At 69.3% G+C, this 19,300-nt stretch carries 21 protein-coding genes; 9 read left to right on the top strand and 12 right to left on the bottom strand.

What is annotated here, in order from left to right; genetic code table 11:
• The gene (locus BMY35_RS09700) at positions 1-879 is read left to right on the top strand and encodes a LysR substrate-binding domain-containing protein (protein WP_093197513.1); all 879 of its coding nucleotides are present in this window, start codon (positions 1-3) and stop codon (positions 877-879) included.
• A gap of 21 nt (positions 880-900) precedes the next feature.
• Here the strand turns inward: BMY35_RS09700 and BMY35_RS09695 are convergent, their stop codons facing one another.
• The 8 genes from BMY35_RS09695 to BMY35_RS09660 all read right to left on the bottom strand — a co-directional run bounded on the left by BMY35_RS09695 (position 901) and on the right by BMY35_RS09660 (position 8,910).
• The gene (locus BMY35_RS09695; RefSeq protein WP_256228285.1) at positions 901-2,493 is read right to left on the bottom strand and encodes a GGDEF domain-containing protein; all 1,593 of its coding nucleotides are present in this window, start codon (positions 2,491-2,493) and stop codon (positions 901-903) included.
• A 123-nt stretch (positions 2,494-2,616) separates the two neighbouring features.
• The gene (locus BMY35_RS09690; protein ID WP_093197507.1) at positions 2,617-3,438 is read right to left on the bottom strand and encodes a GNAT family N-acetyltransferase; all 822 of its coding nucleotides are present in this window, start codon (positions 3,436-3,438) and stop codon (positions 2,617-2,619) included.
• A gap of 29 nt (positions 3,439-3,467) precedes the next feature.
• Positions 3,468-4,562: a hypothetical protein gene (locus BMY35_RS09685; RefSeq protein ID WP_093197504.1), complete on the bottom strand. Its 1,095-nt coding sequence runs from the start codon at positions 4,560-4,562 to the stop codon at positions 3,468-3,470.
• On the bottom strand, positions 4,562-5,509 hold the full coding sequence (locus tag BMY35_RS09680; protein ID WP_093197502.1) for a methyltransferase: 948 nt from the start codon (positions 5,507-5,509) through the stop codon (positions 4,562-4,564). The genes BMY35_RS09685 and BMY35_RS09680 overlap by 1 nt, the downstream gene beginning before the upstream one ends.
• Positions 5,503-6,387, bottom strand: coding sequence for an iron-containing redox enzyme family protein (locus tag BMY35_RS09675; protein ID WP_093197499.1), 885 nt, complete (start codon positions 6,385-6,387; stop codon positions 5,503-5,505). Before BMY35_RS09675 ends, BMY35_RS09680 begins: the two co-directional genes overlap by 7 nt.
• A gap of 118 nt (positions 6,388-6,505) precedes the next feature.
• Positions 6,506-7,336, bottom strand: a complete 831-nt coding sequence (locus BMY35_RS09670; RefSeq protein ID WP_093197497.1) for an urease accessory protein UreD — start codon at positions 7,334-7,336, stop codon at positions 6,506-6,508.
• A 24-nt stretch (positions 7,337-7,360) separates the two neighbouring features.
• Positions 7,361-7,891: a nucleoside deaminase gene (locus BMY35_RS09665; protein WP_093197494.1), complete on the bottom strand. Its 531-nt coding sequence runs from the start codon at positions 7,889-7,891 to the stop codon at positions 7,361-7,363.
• Positions 7,888-8,910, bottom strand: coding sequence for an ABC transporter substrate-binding protein (locus tag BMY35_RS09660; protein ID WP_093197493.1), 1,023 nt, complete (start codon positions 8,908-8,910; stop codon positions 7,888-7,890). Before BMY35_RS09660 ends, BMY35_RS09665 begins: the two co-directional genes overlap by 4 nt.
• Positions 8,911-9,281: 371 nt before the next feature.
• On the opposite strand from BMY35_RS09660, the gene BMY35_RS09655 reads away from it, so the two are divergent.
• Positions 9,282-10,364: an aromatic ring-hydroxylating dioxygenase subunit alpha gene (locus BMY35_RS09655; protein WP_093197490.1), complete on the top strand. Its 1,083-nt coding sequence runs from the start codon at positions 9,282-9,284 to the stop codon at positions 10,362-10,364.
• A 21-nt stretch (positions 10,365-10,385) separates the two neighbouring features.
• Here the strand turns inward: BMY35_RS09655 and BMY35_RS09650 are convergent, their stop codons facing one another.
• Complete coding sequence (locus BMY35_RS09650) at positions 10,386-11,687, bottom strand: D-amino acid dehydrogenase (protein ID WP_093197488.1); 1,302 nt, start codon at positions 11,685-11,687, stop codon at positions 10,386-10,388.
• 128 nt (positions 11,688-11,815) lie between these two features.
• Here BMY35_RS09650 and BMY35_RS09645 point away from each other — a divergent pair, with 128 nt between their 5' ends.
• Genes BMY35_RS09645 through BMY35_RS09635 form a run of 4 tightly spaced genes read left to right on the top strand, consistent with a single transcriptional unit; the run spans position 11,816 to position 13,221 of the window.
• Positions 11,816-12,283 carry a winged helix-turn-helix transcriptional regulator gene (locus BMY35_RS09645; RefSeq protein WP_093197485.1) on the top strand — a complete coding sequence of 156 codons (468 nt, stop codon included), beginning with the start codon at positions 11,816-11,818 and terminating at the stop codon, positions 12,281-12,283.
• A gap of 12 nt (positions 12,284-12,295) precedes the next feature.
• Positions 12,296-12,436, top strand: coding sequence for a hypothetical protein (locus BMY35_RS38730; protein ID WP_256228283.1), 141 nt, complete (start codon positions 12,296-12,298; stop codon positions 12,434-12,436).
• Positions 12,437-12,454: 18 nt separating this feature from the next.
• Positions 12,455-12,823, top strand: coding sequence for a GNAT family N-acetyltransferase (locus tag BMY35_RS09640; protein ID WP_256228282.1), 369 nt, complete (start codon positions 12,455-12,457; stop codon positions 12,821-12,823).
• A complete protein-coding gene (locus BMY35_RS09635; RefSeq protein ID WP_093197483.1) occupies positions 12,820-13,221 on the top strand; it encodes an OsmC family protein in 402 nt (133 codons plus the stop codon). The genes BMY35_RS09640 and BMY35_RS09635 overlap by 4 nt, the downstream gene beginning before the upstream one ends.
• Positions 13,222-13,242: 21 nt before the next feature.
• Here the strand turns inward: BMY35_RS09635 and BMY35_RS09630 are convergent, their stop codons facing one another.
• Positions 13,243-14,430 carry a serine hydrolase domain-containing protein gene (locus BMY35_RS09630; RefSeq protein WP_093197481.1) on the bottom strand — a complete coding sequence of 396 codons (1,188 nt, stop codon included), beginning with the start codon at positions 14,428-14,430 and terminating at the stop codon, positions 13,243-13,245.
• Entirely contained in the window at positions 14,427-14,780 is a 354-nt protein-coding gene (locus tag BMY35_RS09625; protein ID WP_093198433.1) for a winged helix-turn-helix transcriptional regulator, read from the bottom strand. The genes BMY35_RS09630 and BMY35_RS09625 overlap by 4 nt, the downstream gene beginning before the upstream one ends.
• Positions 14,781-14,908: 128 nt before the next feature.
• Between BMY35_RS09625 and BMY35_RS09620 the strand changes: the two genes are divergently transcribed.
• Positions 14,909-15,811, top strand: coding sequence for an NAD(P)-dependent oxidoreductase (locus BMY35_RS09620; protein WP_093197479.1), 903 nt, complete (start codon positions 14,909-14,911; stop codon positions 15,809-15,811).
• A 1-nt stretch (position 15,812) separates the two neighbouring features.
• On the opposite strand, the gene BMY35_RS09615 is transcribed toward BMY35_RS09620, so the two are convergent.
• The gene (locus BMY35_RS09615) at positions 15,813-16,865 is read right to left on the bottom strand and encodes an alpha/beta hydrolase (protein ID WP_143080668.1); all 1,053 of its coding nucleotides are present in this window, start codon (positions 16,863-16,865) and stop codon (positions 15,813-15,815) included.
• A 243-nt stretch (positions 16,866-17,108) separates the two neighbouring features.
• On the opposite strand from BMY35_RS09615, the gene BMY35_RS09610 reads away from it, so the two are divergent.
• Both BMY35_RS09610 and BMY35_RS09605 read left to right on the top strand, forming a co-directional pair.
• Entirely contained in the window at positions 17,109-17,792 is a 684-nt protein-coding gene (locus BMY35_RS09610; protein WP_093197474.1) for a response regulator, read from the top strand.
• Positions 17,789-19,216, top strand: coding sequence for a sensor histidine kinase (locus tag BMY35_RS09605; RefSeq protein ID WP_093197471.1), 1,428 nt, complete (start codon positions 17,789-17,791; stop codon positions 19,214-19,216). Before BMY35_RS09610 ends, BMY35_RS09605 begins: the two co-directional genes overlap by 4 nt.
• The last annotated feature ends 84 nt before the right edge of the window (positions 19,217-19,300 follow it).

Here is a 19,300-nt window from a genome sequence, read left to right as displayed (position 1 = left end):
ATGCCCACGCTAGATCTCGAGTTGCTGCGCTCCTTCGCGGCCGTCGTCAGCCTCCACAGCTTTGCCGCCGCCGCCGTGCACCTGGGGCGCACGCAGTCGGCCATCACGCAGCAGATGCAGCGGCTGGAAGAGCAGATCGGCCACCCGCTGTTCGTCAAGCAGGGCCGGCAGAAGCGGTTGACGGAGCACGGCGAGAGGCTGCTCACCTACGCGCACCACATGCTGGCGCTGAACGACGAGGCGCTGCGCAGCCTGCGGCAGGGGCAGCTGGAGGGCAACCTGCGCATCGGCGCGCCGCACGACGTGGCCGAGACCATGCTGCCGCTGCTGCTGGCCGAGGTGGCGCGCACCTCGCCGCTGCTGCAGCTGGACATCCACATCGGCCGCAGCCCCTACCTGATGACTTCGCTCAAGAGCGGCGAGGTCGACATGATCATCTCCAACCGCGCCGACGCGCAGTCGCAGTTCGAGGGCGTGGTGCTGCGCAACTCGCCCACCGTGTGGCTGTGCGCCGCGAGCTACGTGCACGACCCGACCAAGCCGGTGCCGCTCATCATGGCCGACGGTCCGAGCATCTTCCGCCGCATCGGCCACGAGGCGCTCGACACGGCGGGCGTGGCCTGGACGCCGCGCTACACCTCGTCGAGCCTGATCGGCATCAAGGCCGCGCTGCGGGCGGGTCTGGGCGTGACGGCGCGCGGCGTGGAGCAGCTCGACGCCGGCCTGCGCGTGCTCGGCGCGGGCGACGGCATGCCCAGGCTGCCCGACCTGGCCTACTACCTCTACGTGCGCAGCCACGTGGTGAACCCGGTCACGCGGCAGGTGTTCGAGACGCTGAAGAAGCACCTGCGGCTGCCGCGTACCGACATGCCGGCGTAGGAGCCGAAGCGGCGCCAGGGCTTACGTCCCGGTCGCCACGCCCGTCATCGCATAGCTGCCGCGCCCGCCTTGCTTGGCCCGGTACATCGCCTTGTCGGCCGCGGCGAGCAGGTCCTGCGGGGTTTCGCTTCCGTTGCCCAGGGCGATGCCGATCGACGCGCCGATCGCCATGCCGGCGAGTTCCTGCGGCAGCGGCGCGGCAATGGCGTCGATGCATCGCTGCGCCAGCACCAGCGCGCCCTGTTCCGCCGGCGCCTTGAGGCCGGTGGCGAGCAGCACGAACTCGTCGCCCCCGATGCGCGCCACGGTGTCGGTCTGCCGCACCAGGCACTGCAGGCGGCGCGCGATTTCCCCGAGGGCCTTGTCGCCCGCCTCGTGGCCGAAGGTGTCGTTGAGGCTCTTGAATCCGTCGAGGTCCAGGTAGAGCACGGCCACCTGGTGCCCGTGCCGCCCGGCGTGGGCCAGCGCCTGCTGCAGCCGGTCGCGCAGCAGCTGGCGGTTGGGCAGGCCGGTCAGCGCGTCGTGGTGGGCGAGGTGCGCCAGCGCCTCCTGGTTGTCGACGAGCTTGGCCAGCAGGCGGTTGAAGGCCTGCGTGAGGTGCCCGATCTCGTCGTCGCGCACCACCCGCAGCGGCGCCAGCGCGAGTTCGCCGCGGGTCATGCGGTCGGCCTGGTCGGCGGCGCGGAAGAGCGGCCGCAGCAGCCAGGTCATGATCAGGCCGATCACGAGCAGCACCGCGGTCACGGCGGGCGCGCGTTGCTGCAGGATGAAGGTCTGCATGCGCGCCACCGGCGCCAGCGCTTCCGAGACCGGCAGCCGCGCCACCACGAACCAGCCGGCGCTGGGCACCGACGCGATGGCGGATATCTCGTCGATGCCCCTGGCGTTGCGCGTCGTGCCGCTGCCGCGAAAGCCCGCCATGGCGCGGTCGTGCAGCAGGTTCACGCCATCGGCCGGCGTCGGCTTGAGGGACATCGAGACGTCCGTCGAGGCGACGAAGAGGCGGTCGCGCGGCGAGATCACCAGGATGCCGCCGTTCTGGCCCACGCGCCCCTCCTGCAGATGGTCGAGCAGGCCGTCGGCCGTGAGGTCCGCCATGCCGAGCAGCACTGCGATGACCTGGCCGGCGGCGTTGCGCACGGGCACGCCCATGGGCAGGGCCGAGTGCTGCGAGGCCGTGGCCCGTGGCCGGCCCACGGCGCGCCGCCCGGCGGATGCGGCGGTGAATTCCGGACTGTCCGTTGTGATTTGTCCGGAGTCGTCGAGCCGCTTGCCGTCGACGTCGGCGACCGCCAGGCCCAGCGGGAAGAGGTCGCTCAGCGCGCCTCGCTCCGCCAGCCACGCATGCAGTTGCCGGGGCTGCGACATGAGTTCCGGCGGCAGGGCGAGGGCCAGTCGTTCCAGGAAGGACAGCCGCTCGACGATGTAGTTGTCCACGTCGCGGGCCACGTAGGCGGCCAGCGCCGTCTGCTGCGTCGCCACCGACTTCGTCAGGTCCTCCCGCAGGAAGCGGGTGAGCTGGATGTAGCTGGCCGCGGTGCCGACGAGCGCCATCGCCAGGCCCATGACGAGGAGACGGAAAACCAGACTGTTGGCGGTTCTTCGGAAGGTCACGCTGGCGGCAGGTCTTGAGGCGGGCTGGTGCGGGACTGTATCCGAAGCGCTCCTGCTGCCCTTTCGGCGCCGTTTTTGCGCCCGTTTTGCGCCGTCTTCGCGTTGCCGTTCAGGTGCCCGTGTTCACGCCTGAATGCCGAAGAAATGCTGGCGGTAGCGCGGCGAAACCTCGTCCACCCGCAGCATCAGCGGCAGGTCGGCGGTGTTGAATGCCACGTCGAGCGCGGGCGGCCCGAGCAGGCGCGCGCCGCAGCGCAGGTAGCCCTTGATGAGCGGCGGCGTGGCGGGAGGAGGCAGGTCGCTGTCGGCATCGGTGTCGGGCTCAGCATCGAGCGGCAGCGCGATGCGCGGCTCCACGCGCCAGCGCTCCTCCACCAGGTGGGTGCGGCACAGCCGGTGCCACAGCCGCGCCGCGGCCGTGCCCTGGTCGTCGAGCCCGATGCTGGCGCAGCCGATCATGGTGTCGAGCGCGTGGTCGACCATGTACTGCCCGAGCGCGGTCCACAGCGCCATGATCACGCTGCCCGAGCGCCAGTCGGCGTCCACGCAGGAGCGGCCCAGCTCCAGCGCGCTGCCGCGCAGCGGGGCGAGCGGTGCCAGGTCGAATTCGGTGTCGGTGTAGAAGCCGCCCGCGCGGCGCGCCGCCTCCGGCGTGAGCACGCGGTAGGTGCCGATGAGCGGGCCGGGGCCGTGCACCGGATCGACGGCACGCACCAGCAGGTGGTCGCAGAAGGCGTCGAAGCGGTCCGCGTCCAGCCCGGGCGGCGTGCCCTCGGGCGGCGTCAGCCGGGCGCCCATCTCCTGCGCGAATACGCAGAAGCGCAGACGCTGCGCTTCGCGAACGTCCTCCTCGCAATCGGCCCAGCGGGTTTCCAGGACGGGCGCCACGGCCGCGAGGGGCGTGGGCGAGCGGTGGGGCAGGGCGTGCGGGGCGGTGATGTCCATGTGCGTGCGACGACTCGGTTGGAAGGTGCTCAGTTGGAAGGTGGATAGCGGTCGACCAGCCGGTTCTGCCGCCGGTTGAGCCGCGCGAGCGCGAGCAGGCCGATGGGCTTCACGCCGGCCCTGCGCTGCGCCGCGCCGATGGCGAACAGCAGCCGCTGCTTGGCGAAGACCATGCGGAAGCCCTGGATCACGCCGATGTCGGGGTCCCACGCCTCGATGGCCTCGGAGCCCGCGCCGTTGACTTCCATGATGGTGAAGCCGCGCCCGGCGCCGAGCTCGCGCAGGCTTTCGTAGCGCACGTCGAAGCGCCCGAAGCGGAAGTCGGGCATGTCGCGAGCTACGGCGTCGATGGCGCGCACCAGCTCCGGCGTGACGAGCGCCGCGCCGTCGCGGTAGAGGCCGCCCACGCGCGTCGAGCCGATGGTGGCCAGCCGAACCTGCTGCCCGGCGGCGGGCACGCTGTCCGGCGGCACGCTGCATTGGTGGCGCGGCGAGCGCGCGATGCGGCGGGCGCGCACGTCGGCCGCCACGAGCTGCGCCACCGTGCTGCGGCCGTCTCCCGTCACGCGGGGAAAGTAGCGCAGCGCCAGCCCGATGACGCGGCCCTCGTCGGTGGCCGGATCGCGGGCGTAGAAGATGCCGGCTTCGCCTTCCTGCGGCAGGTAGCGCTGCAGCACCACCGTTTCGTCCGCGGGGAAGACGGCCAGGTAGGCCAGCAGCGCCGCCATGTCGGGCACCAGGCGCACGCCGTAGCCGCACAGGCCCAGGTCGGGCTTGGCGACCACGGGAAACGCGAGGCCGCTGGAGGCCATGGCCTGCAACAGCGCGTCTTCGGTGGCCGTGCCGTCGTTCAGCACCCCGACGTGTTCGGCCGTGACCGATCGCGCCAGCGGCCCCATGCCCCGGAAGTATTCGAGCTTGCCTTCGCCGGCCATCCCGCCCGAGGTGATGTGCGGATTGGCGGCGGTGGGCACGGTGGCGCCGCCGTAGCGCACCGAGAGCCACAGCCACTGAACCACCAGCGGCACGCAGATGAGCCACTTGGGCATGCGCTCCAGCACGCTGCACTCGCGCACCACGGCGAGCCGGGCGGTGTCGATGCCGAGGTCGAGCCCGGCGGCCATCAGGCTGCCTCCGCCGCGCGGGTGGCGACCAGGCCGACCGCGGCGATGCGGTCGATGTGCGCGTACACCGGCCGTTCCAGCTCCTCGCCGAACACGTCGGGGTCGATTTCGGCATAGGACCAGGCCAGGCCCGGTGCCGCGAGCAGCGGCTGCATCTCGGCGAGGAAGGGATCCTCGCCGTCGACCATCGCCACGCCGGTGTAGAGCAGCAGCTGCCCGCCCGGCGCGAGCCGTCTCAGCGACTCGGCCGCGATGCGCACGCTGAGCGCCCGCCCCAGCCGCGCGCCGCCGTGGCGGTAGGCGCGCTGCGCGGCGTCGTCGAGGTAGGGCGGGTTCGACACGATGAGATCGAAGTCGCCATCGACTGCCGACAGCGCATCTCCCTGTGCGAGCGCGACGGCGATGCCCGCCACCTCCGCGTTGGTCGCCGTGTACTGCAGCGCGAGGGGGTTGATGTCGTTCATCACCACCGTCGGCGTCGCGCCCGTGCTAGCCAGAGCGCGTGCAACCGCGATACCGCCCGCACCGCTGCCGCATCCCACGTCGAGCACGCGAAGAGACTGCCGTTGCGCCTTGCGCGAGGCCAGTGCATGGCCAATGAAGCGTGCGAAGCGGCTGGTGTCGGGGCCGAAGAACACGGCGTTCTCCTCGACCGTGGGATAGGCCGAGTGGAAGAACAGGTCGTCGCCCAGGCTGGCGATGCGCACCGTGCTGCGCAGCAGCGATCCCTCGCGCCGCACGATGCCGGCGCGCTCCATGCCGGCCAGCAGTTCGGGCGGCAGCGCGCGCGTCTCGAAGGGCAGGTTCCAGCCGAAGATGTCGCGCAGGGTGGCGCCCGGCTCGCGTCCGCGCCGCGCGAGCACGCGCTGGTGCGTCAGCGGCGTGACCGCGGTGAAGCGGTAGCCGGTGGCCGCCACCTGGCGCAGCACTTCGGCCGCGTTCAGCATGCGGCGACCTCTTCCGGCTGCCGCAGCTCGGCGCCGTAGCGCTCGAAGCAGCGTTCGCCGCAGGTGAGCCGCATCAGCGCGCCCTCGGCGATGAACTGTCCGCAGGCCGGGTCGGCCTCGACCATCGGCAGGATCACCTCGCGATTCCACGCGCGGGAGTGCGACACGTCGAGCGCCGCATGCAGGTCGAAGTAGGCGCGCGCACGGCCGCCGAGGCCCAGCCGTCGCATGCCGGCGGCCACCTGCTTCACGCGGCCGGGGGCCGTGAGCTCGATGACGCCGAGCGCGCCGATGGCGTGGAAGGCGTAGCGCCGCGTGGTGGCCAGCGCGACCATGGTGTTGGCGAGTGCCAGCGATTCCCACACGGTGGTGTCGACGGCCGGATGCAGGTCGAGCTCGCGCACCATCTGCTCCAGCATCTGGCCGTGCATGGCACTTTGCTTGCCGTGCCCCATCTCGTCCCAGAAGTTGCGCGCGCATTCCAGCTTGGGCTGCGGCGGCAACTTGACCTGGGCGTAGGCCAGCAGGTCTTCGAAACCGGCCTCGCCCGCGGCCTCCTGCGTGAGGAACCAGCGCATCTGCGGCAGCGTGGCCTCCTGCGCCAGCCAGTCGAACAGCGGGTGGCCCTGGCCCGGCCCGGTGTGCGCCAGCGACTCGAACCAGGCGACGAAATGCGCCGCGTTGCCGCAGGCAGCCGACGCGGCCGCCTGCACGGTGGTGCGCAGGCCTTCGACGTACTCGCCTTCGAGCAGGCGGCAGGCATGCTCATGCTCCAGCTCTTCCTTCCACCGGGGCGAAGGGATGCCGGGCCTCAGCCGTGCGGCGTTGAACCGCGCCAGTCGGCGGTGAAGGGTGTCCGGGGTGTCGTCAACAGGCATGGCCGATCCTCGTCATCCGCTGGGCAAGGGGCCAGAGTGCGCCTTTGCGCGGCGGCTGTCCGTCAGACGGTGCCTACAGATTCATCCCCCGAGGCCCCGGGGGCAGGGCGAAACGGCCTCAGGTCGACCAGATGCGCGGCGTGGCCGCCGGCAGCCGCCACAGCTCCGCGCGCCATGCCTGCCAGACCTGCCGCAGCAGCTGCATCGCGGGTTCGACCACGGGCGCCAGCACCCGCAGCACCACCACTTCGGCGTGCGGGCTGGTGGCGCCGGCGCTTTCGGCCAGCGGGCTCGCATCGAGCAGCGTGCGCGCGTGCGCCAGCAGGGCGTCGCGCCGGGCGCGCGCGATCGGCGAGCCCGCCACGAAGAAGAGCGAAGCCAGGCAGCGCTGGCCGCCGAGGCCGATGGGGCTCTGCAGCAGGCGCTGGTCGGCCGCGTCGATGCGCCCGCGCTCCAGCCAGATGCCGGGCACTTCGATGTGCTGCAGGTAGGTACCGCGCTCGAAGGGCTGGCCGGCGTTGGGCAGGCCCAGTGCGGTCACGTCCCAGCCGATCAGCTCGGCGCCGGCCGCGGCCTCGATGGAGAGCCGGTTCTCGGCGCGGCAGCCGCTGTAGCAGATGGCCTCGAGCGGCAGCCATTCGAGCCGTGCGCCGGCCTCGAGTCGGATGCGCGTGCGCTGCAGCGCGAGATCGCCCTCGGAGCGGTAGAAGCGCGAGGCGCCGGGCGTGGTGATCAGGCCGTGGCTGCCATCGGCCGCCTCGATGTCGATGTCGAGCGTGTCGCCGCCCACCAGGCCGCCCGGCGGATGCACCAGCACGTTGTGGCACACGGCGTCGCCCTCGGGATACAGGCTTTGCAGGATGCGCAGCGGGCCGTCATGGCGGAAGCGGGCGACGGTGCGGGAGGCTTCCTGCCGGTAGGAAAGATGGAGACGGGCGTGCCAGGGCATCCGGGGAGTCTAGTGCGCCGGCTTTCAGGTCTTCCAGGCGCCGTCGTGGGCCGCGCTGGCCTCGTCGATCAGCGCCGGGCCGATGCATTCGATGGGATGCGGCGAGGCACGGAACACGTCGCGGCACGACAGCTCCGCGTCGCGCTGGTCCTGCCGCTCGCCGCGGAACACGCGCAGCCGCTCGGCGTCGATGCCGAACACCACCCGGCCGATGTTCGACCAGAAGATCGCGCCCGCGCACATCACGCAGGGCTCGCCCGAGGCGTAGAGCGTGGCGCCGGCCAGCTCCTCGCGCGAGATGTTGCGCCCGGCCAGCGCGCGCAATGCGTTGACCTCGGCATGGGCGGTGCAGTCGCCCGTTTCCGTGTTGCTGTTGCCGGCCTCGGCCAGTATCTCGCCGGCGGCCGAGACGATGACCGAGCCGAAGGGGCGGTTGCCCCGCCGGCGCGCCGCGTGCGACCACACGATGGCCTTGCGCAGGTAGCGTCCGTCGCGCTCGTCGAGCGCGGTTTCCGCGGGGTAGGTGATGCCGTTGTTGCTGCTGGTGGTGTTCATGCCTTGGGGAGGGAGCGTTCGCTGCGCGATGGAAGCATCGAGGTGTTGAAGATGGCGTCGGAGGCGGGCTTGACTTTCAGGCCGAAGACATCGGCCACTTCGTCGACCTGCTGCTCCAGCGTGAGCTTCTTTATATCGCCGAGGCCGTGGCCGCGTGTGTCGGCGGCGCCCACGTACTGCGCCGTGATGCCCCAGCGCTCGAGCTCGATTTTCTCATCGAGGATGGGCTCGCGCTGGCGCATGGCCGCGATGCTCGGTGCCGGGTTGGCGAAGGTCTCGACGATGGCCCGGTTGCTCGCGCGCAGGAAGGCGGCCACCACCTTCGGGTTCTGCGCGATCAGGTTGCTGCCCGCGAGGATGGCGTTGCCGTACAGGTTGACGCCCGCGTCGGCGTACTTGAGCACCGAGAGCTCCTCGGGCTTCATGCGCGCGAAGAGCGAGACGGCCGAGTCGTGGAAGTAGGTGGCGGCGTCGACGTCGCCGCGCACCATCACGTTGTCGCGCGCGCTGAAGTCGGTGGTCTGCCACTGGAAGGCGTCGGCGCGCATGCCCTGCTTGCGCGCGACCATCGGCCAGGCGCGGCGGGTCGATTCGACGGCCGCCGCAGCGACCTTTTTGCCCGCAAGGCTCCTGAAGTCGCCGTTCACGCCGCGGTCCTTGCGGCCGATGATCACGAACGGTGCGCGGTTGTAGTACTGGTACACGGCCTGCACCACCGGCGTGCCGGAGTTCTGCGCATTGAACTCCACCAGCGAGCTGATGTCGCCCAGCCCCAGCTGGTAGACGCCGCTGGCGATGCGGGTGATGGATGCGACCGAGCCGGCGCCGGTGTCGATGCTCACGTCCAGCCCTTCGTCGCGGTAGTAGCCCTTGGCGAGCGCCAGGAAGAAGGGCGCGGTCTGTCCGTTGATGCGGAAGTCGAGCGTGAACTTGAGCGGGGTGAGCTTGCCGTTCTGCGCAAGCACGGCGGGGGCGGCAATGGCTGCGGCGCTGGCCGCGAGGAAGGATCGACGTTGCATGTGGGGCCTCGGAAGCTTCGTGTCTTGAATCCGGTCGCCTTTTCCTGGTGAAGGAGGGCGGCGGGCATTTCAAGAGCAATTTCCGGGCGGGCGCACTTTCATGGTGCGTGCGCTGCTGAACGCTTCTACTCTTGCGGCCGGTCATGCACGACGCATGCCAAGGGCCCTCTCGACTATCTTGCTCGGGTGTTTTGCTCGGGCTTTGCGGGCCGGGGCTTGGAGCGGCGGCGCGGTCGAGCCACAATCCGGGCGCGCAACTTGCAAGGCAGTCTGCGCAGAGTAGAAGCGTTCAGCCGCGCGATGCCCCACGCATCCAGGCAGGAAATTGCTCTTTCAGTTCGTCCCCACACGACCACGGAAGGAGTCCGCGCATGCTCGTCACCCAACAACCCGTCTTCCGCAAGTTCTGGCATGCCGTCATGCCGCTCACCGAACTTGCCAACGGCCCGAAGCCCTTCAGGCTGCTGGGCGAAGACATCGTCCTCTTCATCGACGCCGACGGCCAGCCCGCCGCGCTGCGCGACCGCTGCTGCCACCGCACCGCGAAGCTTTCCAAGGGCTGGTGCGTGGACGCCGAAGGCCAGGCCTGCGGCACCGGTGCGATCCAGTGCGGCTACCACGGCTGGACCTACGACCGCAGCGGACAGGTCATCCGCATTCCGCAGTACGAGCCCGACCGGAAGATCTCGCCGGAGTACCGCACCACGGCCTACCGCTGCACCGCGCGCTACGGCTATGCGTGGGTGGCGCTGGAGGAGCCCATCGCCGACATTCCGGCGATTCCGGAGTTCGACGACCCGGGCTACCGCACCATCTTCCAGTTCTACGAGGAGTGGCAGACCAGCCCGATGCGCGCGCTGGAGAACTCCTTCGACAACTCGCACTTCAGCTTCGTGCACCGCGCCACCTTCGGCGTGGCCGCGAGCCCGAAGCCGAGCAAGTACGAGCTGGTGGAGAACGATTCGGGCTTCTACGCGGAGACGGTCATCGAGGCCACCAACCCGGTGAAGTTCCATGCGATCAGCGGCGTGACCGACCCGATCACCACGCGCCACATGCGCAACGCGTATTTCCTGCCGTTCTCGCGCCGGCTCGACATCGAGTATCCGAGCGGCGTGCGCCACATCATCATCAACTGCTTCACGCCCATCGACGACGGCCGCATGCAGCTTTGTCAATGGCTGTTCCGCAACGACACCGAGGCCGACTGCACTGCGCAGATGCTGATCGACTTCGACGAGGCGGTGACGCGCGAGGACAAGGACATCCTCGAGTCGACCGACCCCGACGCGCTGGTCGACACGCGCCGGCGCGGGGTGGAGTATTCGATGGAGTCGGACCGGCCCGGCATGCTGATCCGCAAGCACCTGATGCAGTTGCTCGCGAAGCACGGCGAGGCGGAGGTCTATCGTGGCATGAGCAGTGCCGTGATTCCGATCGCAAAGGCCGCCTGAGCGGCCCCTGCATCAAGCGCATCAAGCCGGCGCGGTCGCCGGGTTCGGGCGCGTTGCGCGCGACGAGCCCGTTTCGTAGCGGTCCATCGCCAGGCCGTCGGTGCGGATCTCGGGGCGCTGGCCCATCACCATGTCGGAGATGAGCTTGCCCGAGCCGCAGGCCATGGTCCAGCCCAGGGTGCCGTGGCCGGTGTTGAGGAACAGGTTGGCGTAGCGCGTGCCGCCGACGATGGGCGTGCTGTCGGGCGTCATCGGGCGCAGGCCGGTCCAGAAGGTGGCCTTCGGCACGTCGCCGCCGGGGAAGAGGTCGGTCACGACCTTTTCGAGCGTGGCGCGGCGCGCCGGGTTCAGGCGCAGGTCGAAGCCGCCGAGTTCGGCCATGCCGCCCACGCGGATGCGGTTGTCGAAACGCGTGACGGCCACCTTGTAGGTTTCGTCGAGCACGGTCGACTGCGGCGCCAGCGATTCGTCGACGAGCGGAACGGTCAGCGAGTAGCCCTTGACCGGGTACACCGGGATGTCCAGCCCCAGCGAGGCGATGGCGGCGCGCGAGTAGCTGCCGAAGGCCATCACGTAGCGGTCGGCCGTGAGGATCTTGCCGGCCGTGGTGCGCACGCCGGTGATGCGGCCGCCGTCGGTTTCGAGGGCGGCGATGGTCTGGCCGAAGCGGAAGTCGACGCCCATGCCGCGTGCAATTTCGGCGAGGCCGCGGGTGAACAGGTGGCAGTCGCCGGTCTCGTCGTTGGGCAGGCGCAGGCCGCCGGTGAGCCGGTCGCGTGCACCGGCCAGCGCGGGCTCGATGCGGGCGAGGCCGTCGCGGTCGAGCAGCTCGTAGGGCACGCCGCATTCCTCGAGCACGGCGATGTCGCGCTCCACCGCGTCGAGCTGGGCCTGCGTGCGGAACAGCTGCAGGGTGCCGCCGGTGCGCTGCTCGTACTGCAGGCCGGTGTCGGCGCGCAGCTGCTGCAGGCAGCCGCGGCTGTATTCGGCCACGCGCATCATGCGTTCCTTGTTCACCGCGTAGGCCTCGGGCGAGCAGTTGCGCAGCATGGCGGCCATCCAGCGTAGCTGGAACAGGGTGCCGTCGGGGCGGATCGACAGCGGCGCGTGCTTCTTGAACATCCACTTGATCGCCTTCAGCGGAATGCCCGGCGCGGCCCATGGCGTGGAGTAGCCGGGAGACACCTGGCCGGCGTTGCCGAAGCTGGTTTCCTCGGCGGGGCCGGCCTGCCGGTCGAGCAGGGTGACCTCGGCGCCCGAGCGGGCAAGGTAGTACGCCGTGGTGGTGCCGATCACGCCGCCGCCGAGAACGATGACTTTCATGGTGTATTCGCCGATTCAAATGGAATGAATGGAATCTAAAGTCCTCAATGCAGTGGATTCCACTGATTTCGGCGACTTGGCAGTGGAATACACTGCCGAAAATCGCCCAAGGCGCCCTCCGAAGTGAAATGCCCGAACTCGACCGCATAGACCGCAAGATCCTCGACGTCCTGCAGCGCCAGGGCCGCATGTCCATGACCGAGCTGGCCGAGCACATCGGCCTGTCGGCGTCGCCCTGCGCCGAGCGCGTGAAGCGCATGGAGCGCGACGGCGTCATTACCGGCTACCACGCCCACGTGTCGCCCGAAGCGCTGGACAAGACGCTGCTGGTGTTCGTCGAGATCAAGCTCTCGGCCAAGTCGGGCGACGTGTTCGACAAGGTGCGCAAGGAGCTGCTGCACATGCCCGAGGTGCTCGAATGCCACCTGGTGTCGGGCAGCTTCGACTACCTCGTGAAGGCGCGGCTCAGCGGCATGAGCGAATACCGGCACCTGCTGGGCGACATCCTCAAGAAGCTGCCGGTGGCGGCCGAGTCGCACAGCTACGTGGTGATGGAAGAAATCAAGGAAACGCTGATGCTGGCGGTGGACCGCTGAGCAACTGAACCGATGAGCACGAACAACGACGTTCCGGACGTCACCATCCGGCCCTGGCGCATCGAGGACTTCGACGCGGTGAAGGCCATCCTCGACGACACCTTCGCCGGCACCTGGCTGCCGGAACTCACGCCCGAGGCCGCCAGGGCCTAGGAGGAGAGCGGCGCGCCCGTGGGCTACATCGACGAGAAAGGCCCGGACTTCTTCGTGGCCGAGATCGACGGCGAGGTGGTCGGCATGGTGCACTGGGAGCACGACTTCGTGCACGCGCTGCACGTGCCGGCCATGCACCAGCGCAAGGGCATCGCCCGCGCTCTCATGGCATTCGCCGAAGACGGCATGCGCGCCGACGGCGTGGAGGTCGCGCGGCTGGAGACGGACACTTTCAACACGAAGAGCCAGGGCTTCTACCTCGCGCTCGGCTACCGCGAGGCCGACCGCTACCCCGACCTCGAATGGCACAGCGGCTTCACCACCATCCTGTACGTGAAGACGCTTTCTCCCCGAACCGCAACACCCTCCCAGAGGAAACACGCATGAGCATCTCGATCCGCCGCGACGGCACCACCGGCACGCGACACATCCTGAAGATCCGCAACCACGAGATCCCGGTCGACGCATCGCCGGCCGGCGGCGGCAGCGACGCCGGCCCCGAGCCGCACGACCTGTACGACGCATCGCTCGCGGCCTGCAAGGCGCTCACCGTGCTGATCTACGCGCGCCGCAAGGGCATTCCGGTGGAAGACATCGAGGTGGTGGTCGACCGTGACGACAGCGAAGAGCGCAAGGGCGTCTACCGCCTCAAGTCGGGCCTGCGCCTGAGCGGCGACCTCAGCGAGGCGCAGCGCGAAGAGCTGCTGCGCGTGGCCGGAAAGTGCCCGGTGCACAAGCTCATGACCGAAGTGAAGACCGAGATCGAGACCGGCTGGGCCGAGTGAGCCGGCTCTTCCTCTCGCCAATCACTGCAGCGCGCGATATGTCCGCACTGCGCGCAGCAGCGCCCACAGGCCGGCCTCTGCCGGCACCTTCTTCTCGTTGAACGCCACGGCGATGTAGACGTCGTCCGCCGGCACGTAGGCCACGATGCTCGTGAAGCCCTCGATGCCGCCGCTGTGGCCGAGCATCAGCCCGGGGCCGTCGGGCACGTCGTAGAGCTGCACGCCCATGCCGTAGAACGAGTTGCTGCCGGCGTAGGGGCCGAGCATCGCGGGCATGCCGGTGAACATGCGATGCACCGATTCGCCCGGCAGCACCTTGCCCGCGAGCAATGCGTGCCAGAACACCGCGAGGTCGCCCGCCGTCGATGCCAGCGCGCCTGCCGCATAGGGCGTTGCGTACTGGTCGGGCGCCTCGACCGGCCTGCCCGAAGCATGGCCCGTGGCGACGGGCAGTTCGACGCCGGCCTTGCGCATGACGGTGTGCGTGAGCGCCAGCGGCTTGATGAGCCGCTTCGAAAGCACTTCGGCGAACGGCGCGCCTTCCACCTTCTCGACGATCATTCCGAGCATCGCGTAGCCGGTGTTGCTGTAGCTCCAGTTCGTGCCGGGGCAGAACTGCGGCTTCTGCGATGTGCCGAGCGCGACGATGTCGGCGGGCGTGCGGTAGGCAGTGCCCAGCGACGGCAGCGCGTTGAAGCTCACGAGCCCGCTGGTGTGGCGCAGCAGCTGCTCGATGGTGGTGAGCTTCGCGTTCGGCGCGTCGGGAAACCACTTGTCGAGGGTGTCGCCGAGCCCGAGCCTGCCTTCCTCGACGAGCTGCAGCACGACCGCGGCCGTCAGCGTCTTGGCGGTGCTCGCGACCTGGAACTGCTGGTCGGGCACCACGGGCTGCGCCGGCTCCTTGCGCGCCAGGCCGCGCGTGGCGGACCAGATGCCTTCGCCGGGAATGGCGACGGCCACGCTCGCGGCCGGAACGTGCTGCAGCATCTTGTCTAGCGCATCGCCGAGGGCGGCCTGCAGCCCTGCGGGGAGCTGTCCGTCGATGGGGCGCTTGAAGTCCTTGCGCCAGACCGTTTCGGGCGCGCTGCGCATTTGCGGGCCGGCCCATGCGGGAGAGGGCGAGCACGCGGCCTGTGCCATGCCCGGCGAGGCATGCAAGGCCGCGCAGAGCGCGAGCAGCGCGGCGGCGGACTTCGCCTGTCTCGTCACTTCGCAGCCTCGGCCCGCGTGCGCGCAGCCTCCACGCGCTTCGCGTAGCGGTCGCCCCAGTCGGCCAGCGGCGCGAGCGCCGCATTGAGCGTGGCGCCCAGCTTCGTCTCCGAGTACTCCACGCGCGGCGGCACTTCGTGGAACACCTCTCGGTGGACGATGCCGTCGGTTTCCATCTCGCGCAGCTGCTGGATCAGCATCTTCTCGCTGATGTCGGGCAGCGCCCGCTTCAGCTCGCCGAAGCGCAGGGGCTGCACGTGCAGCTCCCACAGGATCACGGCCTTCCACTTGCCGCCGATCACGTCGAAAGCCGGGCCGATGCCGCAGTTGTAGGGTTTCTTGGATTTCATCTTCATCCCCATCAGTAGGTAATACATACATTTTGGTAAGTACCTAACTTAATTGTAGGTACTTGACCGTTAGGAAGCCCGATTCCTACGATACGTCCATCTTCACAACCCGCAACGAGCGAATCGTCATGAGCAGCAAGAGCAACGACATCAAGGAAGTTTCCGTTCTGGGCCTGGGAGCGATGGGCGAAGCCATCGCGCGGCTCTATCTCGACCAGGGCTACAAGGTGACCGTGTGGAACCGCACGGCAGGCAAGGCCGATGCGGTGGTCGCGAAAGGCGCGGTACTGGCGCGCAGTGCGAGCGAGGCGGTGCGCGCCGCGCGCGTCGTCGTGATGTGCGTCTACGACTACCGCGCGGCCGATGCCATCTTCGCGCTCGACGGCGTCGCCGCCGCCATGGACGGCCGCCTGCTGGTGCAGCTGACCACCGGCAGCCCGCAGGACGCCCGCGACGCGCAGGCGTGGGCGCACAAGCAGGGCGCCGCCTACCTCGAAGGCGCGATCCAGGCCGCACCCGACCAGATGGGCCAGCCCGACACGCCGCTGCTGGTGTCGGGCACCAGGCCGGTGTTCGATGAAGCCGAGCCCTGGCTGAAGGCGCTGGCCGGCGGCATCGTCTACCTGGGCGAGGCCGCGAGCGCGGCGGCGGCCATGGACCTCGCCACGCTGTCCACCATCTACGGCACGATGCTCGGCTTCATCCACGGCGCGCGCATCGCCGAGCACGAAGGCTTCGACGTGGCCGAATACGGCCGCATCGTCGCGGGCATCATGCCGACCTTCGCCGGCTTTCTTCAGCACGAGGGCTCCGTCATCCAGTCGGGCGACTTCGCCATCTCGCAGAGCCCGATGCGCATCTCGGTCGAGGCGACGCGGCGCATCCTGCAGTCGGCGCAGGACTCCGGCATCGACACCGGCTTCCCGGCCTTCGCGGCCGGCATCTTCCAGCGGGCGGACGCAGCCGGCCTCGGCGGCGAGGAACTCGCGGCGCTTATCAAGCTGCTGCGCGCGAAGCAAACATCGGCATAGCTCAGGCCCATGTCATGAACTGGATGGCGCGCAGCACCTCGGCCTCGCGCTCCATGATGAAGTCGCCGTGGCTGGCGTTGTCCAGCGTAAGCCGGTTCGGCGTGTCGAGCGCCGCCACGAGCTGGTTCGAATTCGTGATGGACACGCGACGGAAGATGCGCAGGTAGTCGTCAGCGTCTTTCTGTGTCTTCGCGTCGAGCGGAAGCTCGAGCCACGGGAACATGTCGCGCCTGCCAGAGGGCAGGGCGGTCACGACAAGCGACGGCGCGCGCACGGCCTTGTAGTCCGGCGAGAAAGAGTGTCCGGCTGTGTCCACGGCGGTCTCCACTTCATCGGGGGTATTGAGGCGCACGCTTCCGTCGCCGCGTATGTCGATGGCGTCGCGCAGGTTCGCTTCCAGCGCAGGCCACCAGTTCTTCGAGTTGCGCTGGAAGAAGGCGATTGCAGTCTGCAGGGATCGGCCGTCATCCAGCGTCGGCTTGGGCTCGTGGAGCAGGCGGTTGTCCGGCACCGTCTCGCCTCCGCTGTCGCCGTCTAAGGTGTAGTCGAAGGTGGTGTCCAGGTAGATGAGTCCTTGCGTCCGTTCCGGATACAGGCCCGCGAATCGCGTGAGCTCGTTGCCCGCGATCGAATGGCCGCCCAGCACCGCGCGCTGCACGCCCAGCGCGTCGAGCACCGCCTTCAGGTCCGCGACCAGCGTATCGACCTCGTAGTACTGCGTGGCGGTCTTCACCGGCATCGGCTTGTCCGAGAGTCCGTAGCCGCGCCGGCTGATGGCGAGCACCCGCGATCTCGCTGCCAGCGCGGGCGCGAGGCTGTCGAAATAGCGTGCGTTGCCGCCCAGTCCGGCCAACAGCACGATGACGGGGCCGGTGCTGCCGGGCGGCTGCCAGTCGCGCACCTGCAGCGAGACTTCGGGCGTGGCCGACACCTTCACCCGGCGGTCGATGACCGTGGGCTTGCCGCCGCCACCGGTGCCAACCCCTCCGACCCCGACACCGCCGTGGCTGCCGCCACCGCAGGCCGCGAGGCCCGCGACGCCGGTCAGCGCCATGGCATGAAGAATGTCCCGCCGTCGAAGGCGGTAGCGGTCCGGGCGGGCAGTACGTGCCGGGGGCGAGGGCAGGCCATTCACTTGGGTGTTCCGTTTCCGTGTGCAGGGAATGGCTCCAGTGTCCGAGCCGCACCTGAAGGCCTGCTTCGGCATTCATGAAGATTTCCTGAAGTGCCGTGACGGCGCTTGGCAGATACTTCCGCCACATTCCGGAAACGGAGTGGTCAGTTCACGTGGAGGCTCATGAATCTCTTGCTTGTTGAGGACGACCTTGACCTCGGCAATGGCGTGCGCATTGCGCTGGCCAATCAAGGCATGGATGTGGTGTGGGTCCGCAGACTCGACGACGCCCTGCGCACCCTCGACGGCGGCACCTTCGACATGGTCCTGCTCGACCTCGGCCTGCCCGACGGCGACGGGCTCGACCTGCTGTTCCGCCTGCGTCGCGACCGACAGATATTGCCTGTGCTGGTGCTCAGCGCGCGCGACGCGCTCAACGACCGGCTGCGAAGCCTGGACGACGGCGCCGACGACTACCTGGTCAAGCCTTTCGCGCTGGCCGAATTGCTGTCGCGCGTTCGTGCGCTCGCGCGCCGAAGCTACGGCTTCAACGACGAGACCATCCGCATGCGCGGGCTGGCGCTGCACGAGCCCACGCGCGGCGTGATCGTCGACGGCGAGCCGGTCGAGCTGTCGCGCTGCGAGTTCGACCTGTTGGCGCTGCTGCTCAAGCGCACTGGCCGCGTGGTCACGCGCCGCGTGATGGAAGAGCAGGTGCTGCCCGGCGGACAGGCCAACGGCAGCAACTCGCTCGAGGTGCACATCTCCAACCTGCGCAAGAAGATCGGCCAGGGCTACATCCGCACGGTGCGCGGCATCGGCTACGTGATCGACGTGCAATCGCTGGCGCGGAGCACGCAGAAATGATTCAGGCGCTGGCGCAGCGCTGGAAGAACTGGAAACAACCTTCCCTGATGCGGCGCCTGCTGCTTGCGCAGATGGGCGTGGTCGCCCTGCTGTGGACCATGGCCATCGCCCTGCTGCTGTACGACTCCTACGAAGACCCCGAGCTGCTGAAGTTCGACAAGATCTTCCAGACGGTGATCGCGATCGCGAAGAACACCGCCGACCGGCCCGACAAGCAGCAGGAGACCATCGCCGCCTTCGATGCCGCGCTGCTCGAGACCATCGGCGACGGCGACGCCGCCTCCGACACCTCGCCGGTCCTGCAGGTGTGGCAGGGCGACAGGCTCGTCTATCGCTCGACGGCCGCGGTGCCCGTCATCCTCAACACCGAGCCGAACCGCATCGAGACCGTGAAGGCGGGCAATCGCGAGTGGCGGGCGCGCACGCTGGCCTCGCCCGACAGCGACATCCGCGTGATGCTGGCCGAGCCCAGCGTCTGGCGGCTGACGGTCACCGTGATGTATCGCGGCTACTACCTGCTGCCGCTGGTGATCAGCCTGCCTTTCCTGATCTTTCCCGCGTGGCTGTCGGTGCGTCTCGCGCTGCGGCCCTGGCGCCGCGTGAGCCAGGAAACCGCCGAGCGCGGGCCGGCCGACCTCACGCCGCTGTCGTACACGCCGCCGCACAAGGAGCTGCAGCCGCTGGTGCAGAGCATCAACAGCCTGCTGCAGCGGGTGCGCGACAGCACCTCTCGCGAGCGCAGCCTGATCGCCGACGCCGCCCACGAGCTGCGCACGCCGCTGGCCGCCATGCGAGTGAACGTGGAGGCGCTGAAGGAGCAGAGCACCGACGAGCGCCAGCGCGAGCTCATGGGCAACCTGCTGCGCAGCAACGACCGCGCGGCCCGGCTGGTGGGGCAGCTGCTGCAGCTGATGCGCAGCGACGCGGTTTCCGACAGCGCGCTGCCCGTGATGCTGTCGTTCGACGCGCTGGTGCAGGACCGGCTCGCCATGATCGAAAGCCTGGCCAGCGCCCGCAATGTCGAACTGGAGCTGGAGTGCGAAGACCGCGTGCCGGTGCTCGGCGAGCGCGAGAGCCTGGTCTCGATGATCGACAACCTCATCAACAACGCCATCAAGTACAGCCCGCCCGGCGGCACGGTGGTGGTGAACGTGGCGCGCGACGGCTCGCAGGCCCTGCTGACGGTGGCCGACCAGGGCCCCGGCATCCCGCCCGCGCTGCGCGAGCGGGTGTTCGACCGCTTCTTCCGCAACCCCGACCAGAATCAGAGCGGCAGCGGGCTGGGGCTGGCCATCGTCAAGTCGGTGGTCGACCGCCACGGCGGCGAGGTGATGCTGGGCGAGACCGCCAGTGGCGGCCTGCTGGCCACCGTGCGGCTGCCGCTGGCCTTGGCCGATTCGCCCCAACCCATGCTGTGCAGCTGAAACCTGCCCCGGTGCACGGCCAAAGGGCGCCGTCAGGTCCATTTCGGGGCGAGGAATTACACTACCCGGCGCTGCTTACAGGAC

The sequence above is a fragment of the Variovorax sp. YR750 genome, from assembly GCF_900109805.1.
Lineage (GTDB): Bacteria > Pseudomonadota > Gammaproteobacteria > Burkholderiales > Burkholderiaceae_C > Variovorax > Variovorax gossypii.
The sequence above is the reverse complement of the archived record's forward strand: the minus strand, read 5'-3'. Positions and strand labels throughout refer to the sequence as shown.

Excerpts from the sequence above, each read along its gene's own strand:
- BMY35_RS09700 (WP_093197513.1), top strand. The coding sequence starts at position 1 with ATGCCCACGCTAGATCTCGAGTTGCTGCGCTCCTTCGCGGCCGTCGTC.
- BMY35_RS09690 (WP_093197507.1), bottom strand. The coding sequence starts at position 3,438 with ATGGACATCACCGCCCCGCACGCCCTGCCCCACCGCTCGCCCACGCCC.
- BMY35_RS09685 (WP_093197504.1), bottom strand. The coding sequence starts at position 4,562 with ATGGCCGCCGGGCTCGACCTCGGCATCGACACCGCCCGGCTCGCCGTG.
- BMY35_RS09680 (WP_093197502.1), bottom strand. The coding sequence starts at position 5,509 with ATGCTGAACGCGGCCGAAGTGCTGCGCCAGGTGGCGGCCACCGGCTAC.
- BMY35_RS09675 (WP_093197499.1), bottom strand. The coding sequence starts at position 6,387 with ATGCCTGTTGACGACACCCCGGACACCCTTCACCGCCGACTGGCGCGG.
- BMY35_RS09670 (WP_093197497.1), bottom strand. The coding sequence starts at position 7,336 with ATGCCCTGGCACGCCCGTCTCCATCTTTCCTACCGGCAGGAAGCCTCC.
- BMY35_RS09665 (WP_093197494.1), bottom strand. The coding sequence starts at position 7,891 with ATGAACACCACCAGCAGCAACAACGGCATCACCTACCCCGCGGAAACC.
- BMY35_RS09660 (WP_093197493.1), bottom strand. The coding sequence starts at position 8,910 with ATGCAACGTCGATCCTTCCTCGCGGCCAGCGCCGCAGCCATTGCCGCC.
- BMY35_RS09655 (WP_093197490.1), top strand. The coding sequence starts at position 9,282 with ATGCTCGTCACCCAACAACCCGTCTTCCGCAAGTTCTGGCATGCCGTC.
- BMY35_RS09650 (WP_093197488.1), bottom strand. The coding sequence starts at position 11,687 with ATGAAAGTCATCGTTCTCGGCGGCGGCGTGATCGGCACCACCACGGCG.
- BMY35_RS09645 (WP_093197485.1), top strand. The coding sequence starts at position 11,816 with ATGCCCGAACTCGACCGCATAGACCGCAAGATCCTCGACGTCCTGCAG.
- BMY35_RS38730 (WP_256228283.1), top strand. The coding sequence starts at position 12,296 with ATGAGCACGAACAACGACGTTCCGGACGTCACCATCCGGCCCTGGCGC.
- BMY35_RS09635 (WP_093197483.1), top strand. The coding sequence starts at position 12,820 with ATGAGCATCTCGATCCGCCGCGACGGCACCACCGGCACGCGACACATC.
- BMY35_RS09625 (WP_093198433.1), bottom strand. The coding sequence starts at position 14,780 with ATGAAATCCAAGAAACCCTACAACTGCGGCATCGGCCCGGCTTTCGAC.
- BMY35_RS09620 (WP_093197479.1), top strand. The coding sequence starts at position 14,909 with ATGAGCAGCAAGAGCAACGACATCAAGGAAGTTTCCGTTCTGGGCCTG.
- BMY35_RS09615 (WP_143080668.1), bottom strand. The coding sequence starts at position 16,865 with ATGGCGCTGACCGGCGTCGCGGGCCTCGCGGCCTGCGGTGGCGGCAGC.
- BMY35_RS09610 (WP_093197474.1), top strand. The coding sequence starts at position 17,109 with ATGAATCTCTTGCTTGTTGAGGACGACCTTGACCTCGGCAATGGCGTG.
- BMY35_RS09605 (WP_093197471.1), top strand. The coding sequence starts at position 17,789 with ATGATTCAGGCGCTGGCGCAGCGCTGGAAGAACTGGAAACAACCTTCC.